This window comes from Halobellus ruber, assembly GCF_014212355.1.
In the GTDB taxonomy this organism is placed as follows: domain Archaea; phylum Halobacteriota; class Halobacteria; order Halobacteriales; family Haloferacaceae; genus Haloquadratum; species Haloquadratum rubrum.
In genome coordinates, this window is record NZ_JACKXD010000006.1 from 92,616 (window position 1) to 104,216 (window position 11,601).

An 11,601-nucleotide genomic window follows, 5' to 3' on the forward strand; every position below is an offset into this window, starting at 1 on the left:
GGGCCTACGATCCGGCGTCGGCGTCCGACGACGATCCGTCCTCGGAGTCGCCGTCCGACCCGGACTCGTCTTCGGCGTCTCCCGCGTCGGTCGCCGCGATCGTGTCGGCGGTGAGGTCGAGCGCGGTCCCGCGGTCGGCGTCGGTGAGGAGCGACACCGTCCGGTCGGCACGGTCCCACGTCACCGCGATCCCGTCGTCGGTCTCGGTGACGTTCACGGTCACTCCCGCCACCTCCTCGGTGGTGGTGTTCTGGCCTTCGGGCGGGTCGGTCCCGGCGGTGGTGGCGACGAGCGTCACGTTCTCCGGCCCGTCGTACCGGGTGATCACGGTCTCGCCGCCGAACGCGACAACCCGGCCCTCCGCGAAGGTGTAGGAGTCGTTACCGAGTTCGGGCACCGTCATCGCGGTGGCGTTCTGGAGCGGCCCGAAGGCGTCGAAGGTCGGCCCCGCCGCCGACTCGGGCGGCCGGAAGGTGCTGTTCGCGACGCTGACGTTGAACCGCGTCTCGGTGTACTCGACCGTCACCGTCGCGTTCGGCCGGTCGTACTCGCTTTTGAGCAGTTTCGAGGAGTCGACGCCGACCCAGTGGGTGACGACCCCGTCGCGGCTCGCGTTGTCGGGGTCGACCTCGACGACCCACGCGTCGGTCCCGTCGAGGGTCTCACGTCCCGTCCGGGTCGCCGTGGTGTTGGCCTCGGTCCAGTCGAAGGCGAACGACCGGAGCCGTTCGGTCACGTTCCGGACGCTCTCGTTGTCCCAGTCGTGCGGGTACGCCGCCGACTCGTTCGCGTACGAGGCGTTGTGGGTCATATTGCCGGCGTGCGTGTCGTTCGAGATCACGCGGGTGATCCCCGTCCGTTCGTCGTGGATCCACGCGACGGAGCCGTTCGTCCCCGCGATCACCGTGCGGTTGTCGGCCGACACGGACACCCTGGAGGCGTTGCCCTCGCCGAACGTGAACGAGGTGTTGTACTGCCGCTGGGTCGTATCGTTTGCGACCGTCACCGTCGCGGTCCCGACGACCGTCTCGGCGTTCTCGTACTGCGCTTCGGCGTCGTCGAGGATAGCGTCGCCGGAGGGGTCGCCGACGTCGGCGATCCCTAACCCCGCGACGACGGCGACGCCGACGAACAGCAGCGCGGCCGCGACGACGATCGCGCCGGCGGCGCCCCTGTCGCCCTCGTGGGTCTCTCGCATCACCCGTGATACGGAACCAATCCATATACACTCTGCGGTGAAGCGAGTAGCGACCCTCCGCCGGGTTCCGGACCGTCGCGTCCTCTCGGCGTCGATCCGACGATCTCGGGCGGACCCCGAACGGGGGAGGCGTTTTCACGTTCCGGTTCTAACGGCGGTCGATGCGTTCACCACCGAACGGCCCGGGTGCCGGGAGCGCGGCCGGGCCCGATCCGGCGCCGGACCCGGCGGCCGCCGATCCGGTCGTGTCGCTCGACGGCGTCACGAAGACCTACCAGCTTGGGGGCACTGTCACCGCGCTCGACGACGTGTCGGTTTCCCTCGATGCCGGCTCCTACACCGCGGTGATGGGGCCGAGCGGGTCGGGGAAGTCGACGCTTCTCAACCTGATCGGCGGCCTCGACACCGCCGACACCGGGACCGTGCGCGTCGACGGCGTCGACCTGGGGTCGGTCTCCGAGTCGCAGCGTGCGGCGAAGCGCGGGACGGCGATCGGGTTCGTCTTCCAGACGTTCAACCTGATGCCGCGGCTGACCGCCGTCGAGAACGTCGCGCTCCCGCTGGTGTTCGACGGGTGGACGCGTAGCGAGCGGCTGGAGCGCGCCCGGCAGATGCTCGACGACGTCGGGCTCGGCGACCGCCACGACCACAAGCCCGCGGAACTCTCCGGGGGCCAGCGCCAGCGGGTTGCCATCGCCCGAGCACTCGCTCCGAACCCGTCGCTACTCCTGGCGGACGAGCCGACCGGCAACGTCGACACCGACACCGGTGCGGCGATCATGCGGCTGCTCGCGGACATCCACGACCGCGGGAACACCATCCTGCTCGTGAGCCACGCCCGCCGGATCGCCGAACACGCCGAGCGGATCGTCCACGTCAGGGACGGGCGGCTGGAACGGGTCGAGACCGTCGGCCGGCGTCGACCACACGGGAGCGACGACGGGGGTACAGGGTCCGAGAGCCGGGTAGCCGGCGGGCGGACAGCGGGGACCGATGGATCCGAGTGAGGCGCTCCGGATCGCGACCCGCTCGATCCGCGCCCACCGGCTCCGGTCGGGGCTGACGGTCGTCGGGATGGTGATCGGGATCGCGTCGGTCGTCGCGTTCGCCACGTTCGGCGCGAGCGTCCAGGCGGCGGTGATCGGCGACATCGGCGAGACCAACGCCAACAACGTGTTCGTGACGCCCGCAAGCGTCGAGGACGACTCCCCGGGCGGCGAGGAACTCGCCGCGACCCGGCCGGTGTTCACGGAGATCGACGTCGAGCGGCTCCGCGAGGCGCCGGGAGTCGACGCGGTGATCCCGCAGGGGTTGGTCGGCCTCTCCTCGGTCACGTACGGGAACCAGACCGTCGCCCAGCGGCAGGCTACCGCGACCGTTCCGGCGACGTTCACCCCTGCCGACACCGTCGCCGGCCGGGGCTTCGAGTCGGGCGCGTCGGAGGCCGTCCTCAACGAGGCCGCCGCCCGGTCCTTCGAGCGGAACGTCACCGTCGGTTCGACGCTCCAACTCACGCTGGCGTCCGGTGACACCCGGAACGTCACGGTGGTCGGGATCGTCTCCGGCACGCGCGGCGGCTTCCTCTCGGGGTTCGGCGACGAACAGCCCCGGATCTACCTCCCGGTCGACCCGTTCTACTCGACGGTCGTCGAGAGCCCCTCGGTCGGCGCCGACGTTCGGGTCTACCCGCAGCTCACGGTGGTCGCGGAACCCGACGCGGTCCCGGCGGTGAAGGATCGGACCGAGGCCTACCTCACCGGCGGGTCCGACGCCGCACAGCTGCTCGCGGAGGGCGTCGAGATCAGAGTGCAGACCAGCGAGGACGTCGTGGGCGCGATCCAGGACGTGATCTCCCAGATCACCCGGTTCGTGACCGGGATCGCGGTGATCTCGCTCGTGGTCGCCGCCATCGGCATCGCGAACATCACCCTGGTCTCGGTCACCGAGCGCACCAAGGAGATCGGGATAATGAAAGCCGTCGGGGCGACCAACCGCGACACGATGCAGCTGTTCCTCACCGAATCGGTGCTTCTGGGTACTCTGGGAGCGGTGCTCGGCGTCCCGGTCGGCCTCGCCGTCGCGCTGGGGGCGACGCGGTTCGCGGACGTGGGGTTCACGCCGGCCGTCGACTGGATCGGGTTCGCCGTCGTGGTCGGGATCGGCGTCGGGATCGTCGCCGGACTTTACCCCGCCTGGCGCGCGTCGAAGGTCGACCCGATCGACGCGTTGCGGTACAAGTAGTTCTCGGATTCGATACTGGTGCGAAATCGGACGGACTGGTTCAGAGCGCCCCTCGACCCTCTATATCGCCGTTTAGGGCCAAATACGTCCACCGATCGCCACCGTTATCAATATTCGAAACTGAAAATAAGGTATTTATCCGGCCTTCCATTCGACCAAGGTGAGTCGGAGCGGAAGCGGGAATGCAGGACGACGTGAGCCGCAGGTGTCGCCGTGGTGTCGGCGGTAGGGGCGCACTCCCCGGGTACGTATCCGCCGACGAGCGTCGCGTCCGGCGTTCGACTGCCGATGTGGGCCTGTTGTCACGACCGACCTCCGCCCGGGTGCTCAGTTCGACGCTGTGGCTCCGGCGGCGGACGGACTCGTCCGTTCCCACCGCGCCGACTCGAGAGGAAGTACTCGATGGAACACGATGGCTTGTTTCAGCTCGTTGTGATGGTATCGCTTCTGCTCGTCGCTCTCGTGGGCAGCACAACCTTCGCCGGCGTCGCCGCCGCGGATCAGGGGAGCGTCTCCTTCGACGACTCGTCCTACGCGGACGGCGATACCGTGACTGTCACCGTCGAGGACGGTGACCTTTCGACGACGGAGGAGTACGTCGTCAACGTTCAGTCGGATACTGAGGGGCAAGTATCAGTAACTGGAGAACGTCCTGGCTCATCTACTACTTACACTACAGACGTGAGTGTAGCTGATGAGAACGACGATAATAAAATAACAAAATCAGACATAGAGTACGAAGACAGAGATGCTGGAGGCAATGTAATCTCCTCGCTCAGTCGGAACAGAAACGGAACTGTCACAATAACGTTTCAGAATCCTCCCGGAACAAATGATGCTCTGTACTACACAAGGGGAGAAACAGTCGCCCTAACACATAATAAAAATAACCAGTTCACCGGGAGTACGGAAGTCAGTAGCACAGACTCTGTCGGCACACTTCACGTCGCTGAAGGAGGTATAATCAATGCTTCCTATTTTGATAACACCCAATCAAGAGACCTAACGACGACAGCAATAATCAATAACGATCCCGAACCGCTCTCCCTCGGACCTATCACCGAGTTCTCGGCCGACTCGCTGAACGGTACGACGCTCACACACACCGCGAGCGTGATCGAGATCCCGTTCAGCGAGGACGTCTCGAAGGCCGGTGGGGCGTCGGGGGACCTGACGCTCGGCGCCAACCTCACCGTCACGGTCGACGGCGAGAACGTCACCGACCGATACGTGCTGGACGCCGACGGAGCCGCTGACGGTCAGGTCGTGGTGACCTCGGCGACGGCGGTCGATCCCGGCGCGACGGTGGCCGTCACGGTCGATGCCGTCAACGACTCCGCCGACACCGAGACCATCGCGCCCGGGACCGTCGACGCCGCCGTAACGGACGCGACCGTCGCCGAGGGCGACGACGCCGACGCCTACGAAAACGAGACCGTTACCTTCGTTGCGGCCGAGCCGAACCGGGCGTTCGACGCCTCCAACGACTCCGGCGCGCTCGTGTTCACCGGCCGGACCGGCGCCGGGAGCCAGGTGTTCGCGTTCGACACTGCCGCGCGGAACTGGAGCGGCGGGTACGCCATCGAATCGACCGATTCGGGCGGCGGCGTCGCGGCGACGACCGGCGTTACTGTGCGTGACCTGGGTCTCGCGGTCGACGTCACGGACCGGAACGTCACCACCACCCGAGGGATCGATGCCCGGGTCTCGGCCGTCGAGAGCGGTCGGCCCGTCGAGGCGACCCTGGTGGCTGCGGACGGTGCGGTCGTCGACCGCCGGAACCTGACTACCGGCGGCAACGGCGACGTTACCGCCGAGTTCGGGGGCGACCCGCTCGTCGAGGCCGGCCCCGGAAACTACACGGTCAACGTCACCGACGGGGCCACGGCCACGGCAGTCGGCTCCGGCCGGATCCGCGTCGTCGACCCCGACGAGCGGACGGCGACCTTCGACACCAGCGTCGTCACGGAGCACGCCGGCGACGTGGCGACCTTCGATCTCGAACTGCGGTACGCCGACGTGGCGACGGTGACCGTCGGCAGTCCCGAGGTGGGATTCCGCGCGAACGTGACGGTCGAGGACCGCGACGACGACGGCACCGTTCGGCTGCGGTTCAACGCCGCCGCGGCGGCCGACGCGACCACCCTCCCCGACGACGGCGGCGATGTGTTCGCGACCACGACGGATGGCAACGCCTCCCGCGAGGCCGACGCCGTCGTCGCTGCCGACATCGACGACAGTCACGCGGCGTCCGGGTCGCTCGATCCCGGCGACTACGGGCTGACGGTTCGGCCGGGAGCGGACGCGAGCGAAACCGGAACCGGCGTGGGGACGCTCGTGGTGCGGGAGCCCTCGCCGCGGCGACTCGACACGTGGGTCGGGCCCGCGGACGCGACGTTCTCTACGCCAGCAGACGTGTCCGCCGCGGTCGCGGACGGCCGCCTCACCGACGCCGGCGAGGTCGCGATCGGCGACGTCGTTGTCCACCGCGTCGTCGTGCCGGGGATCGCGGGCGAACTCGCGAGGACGCCCGGCGACACCACCGAGGCGTTCTTCGGGCTGGCCGGGACCGAGAGCGGGGACCCGTACGCGCTGAACGTCACCCAGCGCGACCCCGGCGCGAACGAGGATCCGTACCGGCTCCGGCTGAACGACACGACAGCCAACGTTGTCGCCGACGCGACAAACGACACGTACTTCGTGATCTACCGGAGCGACGCCCCCGACGCCGTCCCGTGGAACGGTTCCGCCGCGACCGGCCCGCCCGACCCGAACGCACCCGCCGCCGGCGACTCGCTGTCGGCGGCGTTCACCGTCCACCCCGACGGTCCGTTTGCCGACCTCGAACGGACGGGGCGGCGCGTCGCCGGGACGCACTCGCTCGTCTCAGCACGGATCGGCGCCGACGGCCCGGTCGTGGTCACAAACGCCACGAACCAGTCGATTTCGGGACAGACCACCCTCGCGCCGGGATCGGAGTTCGACCTCCGGATCCGCTCGGCCAACGGGACTGACCCGCAGTTCCTGAAGTCGGTACGGGCGATCGTCGGCCCCGACGGCCGCTGGAACGCCAGCGTGGACTTCGACGGTCAGCGCGTCGGCGAGACGTTCACCGTGCGGTCGGCCGCCGACACCGTCGACCCCGCGGACGAACTCGCAGTCGACGGCGAGATCCGGGCGGACCTCCCGACGAACACGTCGACGGCGACACCGGAACCGACCACGACTGCCGGCGGTGGATCCGGTGGCGGCGGTGGCGGTGGGGACGACGACGCCGGCCGCGACCGGGAGACGCCGTCCCCGGAGCCGACGGCCGCTGCGACGTCGACACCGTCGCCGGACTCCGTGTTCGACTCCGCACAGCAGTTCCTCGGCGAGATGGTCGGCACGACCGTCGACGACACGGACGCCGAGTCGATCCGCGAACGGCTGTTCGACTTCGACGTTGCCGTCCCGGCGCTGGCGCTGACGGCCGTCGTGGTCTACGTCACACGGCGGGGGTGACTCCACGGCAGCCCCGAAAGCGACGGGCGCGGAGGCGTTCGGTCCGTCGTAACGCCTAAGAACCGAAGAACCGTTCTATTCGATAATGAATTCGAACGTGTACTCGGATCCCGCCGGCCCACCCGGCACGGAACGGAGGTGGTTCCGTGGGCGTTGAGATCAAGGAATCGACCGTTTCCGACGCGGAGTTCGAGGAGATGAAGCGGTTCGTTCGCGACTACCTCGCCGCCAGCGTCGAAAGCGAGGCGGACGGCGGCCGGATGCGGTGGTACCCCTGGCACAGCGCGGAGTACCGCTTCAACCACATCCTGAACGTCGTCGACCTCGCGACCGAGATCGCCGAACGCGAGGGCGCCGACACCGACGCGGTGCGCGTCGCCGCGCTCTTCCACGACATCTCGAAGCTGGAGGCCGACCAGGAGGTCCACGCCGAGGAGGGCGCCCGCGTCGCCCGCGAGTACCTGAACAGCCACGGCGAGTTCCCCGCGTCGTTCATCGAGCAGGTGTGTCAGATCGTCGCGGACCACTCCTATCAGGGGTCCCTCGAGGACGTCTCCCTGGAGACACAGAGCCTGATCGAGGCCGACATCCTCGACAAGGTCGGCGCCAACGGGACGGCCCTGATGTTGCTCCGGATGGGCTATGAGTCCCGGACGCACATGGACGCCGCGGAGATGATCGAACGGGTGCTCGAACGCGGCCGCGACGCCGCCGACCGGATCGAGTCCGACACCGCCGAGACCATCGTCCACAAGCGGCTCAAGCGGGTTCGGTGGTTCCGCGAGTGGCTCGAAAGCGAGGTGGTCGAGATGGACCACGCCGGGGAACTCGACGAGGGAGTGGGGAACTGACGGGCGCGCGGTGACCGACGGGCGGTCGTCGCCCCGTGGGCAGCCGCGGCTCCGTTCGGGAGCGACCGCCTGCGAGTGCGGCAGTCCGGGGGACGCGCCGACCGCGACACGCTTATTCCGTCGGCCGGACACGTCGGGAGCGTGTCCCCCGAACTCCCTCCGCGGCCGTCGAGGCGCACGAAGATCGTGCTCGCGGCCGTCGCGCTGGTGACTTTCCTGTACAGCGTCGTCGTCACCGCACAGATCCTGCTGTGGTTCGTCTTGGTCGGGCTCGCGGTCGGGCTCTACCTCACGTACCTCCTGATCGTCGCCGTTTTCCGGCTCGTCGAGGCGGTCGAACGGATCGCGACCGCCGCGGAGGTCGACAGCGGGATCCGTGACGCCTCGCACGTCGAACCACGGACGGCGGACCGGGAGACCGGCGCCCCGGGGGTCGGGATCGGGGCCGACGGCCCCGTCGATGCGGAGGGGACTGACGACTCGGCCGACGCAGAGTCGACTGACGGTCCCGACGACGAGGCCGAGACGAACGGGACTGACGATCCCGACGACGAGGCCGAGACGAACGGGACTGACGATCCCGACGACGAGGCCGAGACGAACGGGACTGCCGACCCCGTCGACGACGCGGGCGACGAGTCGAGCGCGGCCGGGCAGGCGGACGCCGACGACGCCGACCTGGGGTCGGACGCCGATTCGGACCGGTACTGAGTCCGGAGCGGGCCCGGGAACCGGTGGCGGTTTGTAACCCCACTGCCTACGTTCGTCGATGACAGACGCCGGACGCTGGGTGGCGCTTTTCTCGGGCGGGAAGGACTCCTCGTGGGCGCTGTACCGGGCGCTCGAAGAGGGCTTAGACGTCTCGCACCTCCTGACGGTGCACCCGGGCGACGACTCGTACATGTACCACGTTCCAGAGACCCGATTAGCCGCCCTCGCCGCCGAGAGCATCGGGATCGACCTGATCGAGGTCGACCCCGGGGATCTCGGCGCCGCCGACGCCGACGACGCGGGCGCGCAGGGCGATCGCGAACTCGAGCCGCTGGAGGCCGCGTTGACCGACCTCCACTCGGAGATGGACGGTGACCTCGCGGGCGTCACCGCCGGCGCGGTCGAGAGCGAATACCAGACCTCCAGAATCAAGGGAATGTGCGACCGGCTCGGGATCGACCTGTTCGCGCCCCTGTGGCAGCGAGACCCCCGTGAACTCGCCGAGGCGATGCTCGACGCCGGCTTCGAGATCCGGATCATCCAGGTCGCGGCTGCCGGCTTAGACGAGTCGTGGCTGGGTCGGCGGCTCGACGCCGACGCGCTCGCGGAACTCTCGGAACTCGACGAGGCCTACGGCGTCCACGTCTTAGGCGAGGGCGGGGAGTTCGAGACGCTCGTGACCGACGGGCCGCATATGGATCGTCCGATCGAACTGGAGTACGAAACGGTCTGGGAGCGCACCCGCGGGCACATCCGCGTGACCGACGCGCGGTTGGGCGAGCCGACGTAACGGGGTTCGGAGGCTCCGCAGCCGCTATTTCAACTGCGAGTACGCGCCCACCAGTGCGCCCGACAGATCCAGCCCCTCGACGTGGGTGTGTTCGTCGACGATCGTCCCGTCGAGGTCCGCGTCGCTGATCGTCGCATCGTTGAACACGACCGTCCGCTCCAGTTCGGTGCCGCTTACCTCCGCGTCGGCCATCACGTGAACGTTCGCGCCCAGGTCCGACCCCTCGATCGTCGCGTCCTCGTGGACGAAGGTGTCGCCGTCGAGATACCACGACACGGCGTCGAGGTAGCTCTCGGGGGTGCCGATGTCGAACCACGCGCCGTCGAACGTGAACGCGTGGACGGCGCCGCGGCCCTGGAGCCACTGCAGGAACCACCCCGGTTCGTCGGGGTTGTTGCCGTCAGCGAGGTAGGTGTCGAAGTCGGGGAGCGTCCCGGCGGGAAAGGCGTAACACGCGATCGAGACCAGCGTGCTCCGGGGATCGTCGGGCTTCTCCTGGAAGTCGGTCACCCGATTGCCGTCGAGCCGGACGAGCCCGTAGGACTTCGCGCGCTCCTTCGACCCGACGTCGTAGGCCGCCAGACACGGCGTTCCGGCGCTCTCGAAGAAGTCGACGAACTCACCGACGTCGAACGAGAGGAGGTTGTCGCCGGCGATGACCACCAGGTCGTCGTCGACGTCCTCCCGATCGATGAGCTGTGCCAGGGCGCCGACGACGCCGAACTTCTCGTCCTCTTCGACGGTTTCCTCGACGGAGAGCGTCGGCTTCTCGTAGGGAGAGTCGGCGATGAACGCCTCGAACTCCCCCGCGAACCGTTCGTTGGTGCTCACGAACACCTCGTCGACCCGGGGGTCGGCTTCCAGATCCTCGAAGATGACGTCGATGACGGTTCCCTCCCCGATCGGGAGGAACATCTTGGGCCGATCCTTGGTGATCGGCCACATCCGGGTCGCGTACCCACCCGCGAGTACAACAGCTTTCATACGTTCCCCCTTCACGCGGAGTGACAAGTTTGTTTCCCACCCGCCGCTCCGGAGCCGACGGGAGGATATATACCTCGCCGCCGCCGTCTTCGGGTATGTCCGACGCCGACGACGCAACCACCAGACAACGGATCGCCGACGCGCTGCGGACGGCGCCGCACGACGCCGCGGACCTCTCGACGGCGGTCGGCGTCCGGGTGTCGGCGGTGTACACCCACCTCGAACACGTCGCACGGAGCGTCCGCACCGACGGGGCCGACGAACGGTTCCTCGTCGCGCCCCCGGAGTGCCGCGCCTGCGGGTTCGACGGCTTCGACGACCCGCTGAACGACCCCTCGCGGTGTCCGGAGTGCCGCTCGGAGCGGATCGCGCCGCCGACGTTCGTGATCGAGTAGGGGGGCGAGGACAGCCGCGAAAACGACTCAGTCGTCGCCGTGCTCGTCGACGATCACGACCTCACCGTCCTCGACGCGGACGTTGATCAGCGTCTTGACGTGGTGGCCGCTGTCGTCGAGCTGGTTGGGCCCGGCCTTCTTGATCACCGCGACGGTGTCGACGATGTCGGCGCCGATGGTGTCGAGGGCGTCCAGCACCGCCCGCATCGTGCCGCCGGTCGAGAGCACGTCGTCGAGGACGAGCACCCGGTCGCCGGCGTCGACGTCGTTGATGTACATCTCGTTTTCGGCGTAGCCGGTCTGTTGGCTCAGCGGCTCCTCGCCGTCGAGGCCGTACTGTCGCTTCCGGATGACCACCAAGGGGATGTCGGTCATCAACGAGACCGCAGTCGAGATGTGGATCCCCATCGCGGCGGGGGTGACGATCTTGTCGACGTCGTCGATCTCGGCCTTCCGGATGATCCGGATGACGATCTCCCGCAGCAACTCGGGGCGCAGCATCGGCACCCCGTCGCTTATCGGGTGGACGAAGTAGTGGTAGTCGCCCTTTTCGATGATCGGCGCCTCGAGCAGCGACTCCCGCAGTCGATCCATACCGGGGGTTCCGCGGGTCGAAAATAAAAGGTAGCGGTTCCGCCACCGGCGGCCGGTGCGGCGTTTGCGTGCCGCAACGCGCCTCTGGGGCGATCAGATCGTCGGTGCTGTCGGCTATAGTCGCGTGAGGATTTCGACGCCCCGGGGTGTCGAAAATCTTCACGTAGTTATAGCCGACAGTACGAGCACGAACGACCCGACGACGGCCGCGAGGATCACCGCGGTCGCGACCATCAGGATCACACCGATGACCGGCGAGACGGCCGAGCCCTCCTCGAACAGCTGTCTTACGTTCACGCGCCGGCTTCCATCCCGCGTCGAACCACGCTTGTG

10 protein-coding genes and 1 pseudogene are annotated in these 11,601 nt (G+C 68.1%); 7 read left to right on the plus strand and 4 right to left on the minus strand.

Going from position 1 to position 11,601, the window contains the following annotated elements; translation table 11 throughout:
* Nucleotides 1-4: 4 nt before the first annotated feature.
* Nucleotides 5-1,198 carry a hypothetical protein gene (locus tag H5V44_RS15090; protein WP_185193967.1) on the minus strand — a complete coding sequence of 398 codons (1,194 nt, stop codon included), beginning with the start codon at nt 1,196-1,198 and terminating at the stop codon, nt 5-7.
* Nucleotides 1,199-1,359: 161 nt separating this feature from the next.
* Between H5V44_RS15090 and H5V44_RS15095 the strand changes: the two genes are divergently transcribed.
* From H5V44_RS15095 to H5V44_RS15120, 6 genes are all read left to right on the plus strand, one after another.
* Complete coding sequence (locus H5V44_RS15095) at nt 1,360-2,205, plus strand: ABC transporter ATP-binding protein (RefSeq protein WP_185193968.1); 846 nt, start codon at nt 1,360-1,362, stop codon at nt 2,203-2,205.
* Entirely contained in the window at nt 2,192-3,439 is a 1,248-nt protein-coding gene (locus H5V44_RS15100; protein ID WP_185193969.1) for an ABC transporter permease, read from the plus strand. Before H5V44_RS15095 ends, H5V44_RS15100 begins: the two co-directional genes overlap by 14 nt.
* A 1,113-nt stretch (nt 3,440-4,552) precedes the next feature.
* Nucleotides 4,553-6,943: a BGTF surface domain-containing protein gene (locus tag H5V44_RS15105; protein ID WP_185193970.1), complete on the plus strand. Its 2,391-nt coding sequence runs from the start codon at nt 4,553-4,555 to the stop codon at nt 6,941-6,943.
* Between the two features lie 146 nt (nt 6,944-7,089).
* Entirely contained in the window at nt 7,090-7,794 is a 705-nt protein-coding gene (locus H5V44_RS15110; RefSeq protein WP_185193971.1) for an HD domain-containing protein, read from the plus strand.
* Between the two features lie 141 nt (nt 7,795-7,935).
* A complete protein-coding gene (locus H5V44_RS15115; RefSeq protein ID WP_185193972.1) occupies nt 7,936-8,505 on the plus strand; it encodes a hypothetical protein in 570 nt (189 codons plus the stop codon).
* A 58-nt stretch (nt 8,506-8,563) separates the two neighbouring features.
* Nucleotides 8,564-9,295, plus strand: coding sequence for a diphthine--ammonia ligase (locus tag H5V44_RS15120; RefSeq protein ID WP_185193973.1), 732 nt, complete (start codon nt 8,564-8,566; stop codon nt 9,293-9,295).
* Nucleotides 9,296-9,319: 24 nt separating this feature from the next.
* Here the strand turns inward: H5V44_RS15120 and H5V44_RS15125 are convergent, their stop codons facing one another.
* Complete coding sequence (locus tag H5V44_RS15125) at nt 9,320-10,279, minus strand: sugar phosphate nucleotidyltransferase (protein ID WP_185193974.1); 960 nt, start codon at nt 10,277-10,279, stop codon at nt 9,320-9,322.
* A gap of 95 nt (nt 10,280-10,374) precedes the next feature.
* Here H5V44_RS15125 and H5V44_RS15130 point away from each other — a divergent pair, with 95 nt between their 5' ends.
* Entirely contained in the window at nt 10,375-10,674 is a 300-nt protein-coding gene (locus H5V44_RS15130; RefSeq protein WP_185193975.1) for a transcriptional regulator, read from the plus strand.
* A 27-nt stretch (nt 10,675-10,701) separates the two neighbouring features.
* On the opposite strand, the gene hpt is transcribed toward H5V44_RS15130, so the two are convergent.
* Both hpt and H5V44_RS15140 read right to left on the minus strand, forming a co-directional pair.
* The gene (gene hpt, locus H5V44_RS15135) at nt 10,702-11,268 is read right to left on the minus strand and encodes a hypoxanthine/guanine phosphoribosyltransferase (RefSeq protein ID WP_185193976.1); all 567 of its coding nucleotides are present in this window, start codon (nt 11,266-11,268) and stop codon (nt 10,702-10,704) included.
* A gap of 177 nt (nt 11,269-11,445) precedes the next feature.
* Nucleotides 11,446-11,565, minus strand: a pseudogene (locus tag H5V44_RS15140) (type IV pilin); the annotation flags it as partial.
* Between the last annotated feature and the right edge of the window lie 36 nt (nt 11,566-11,601).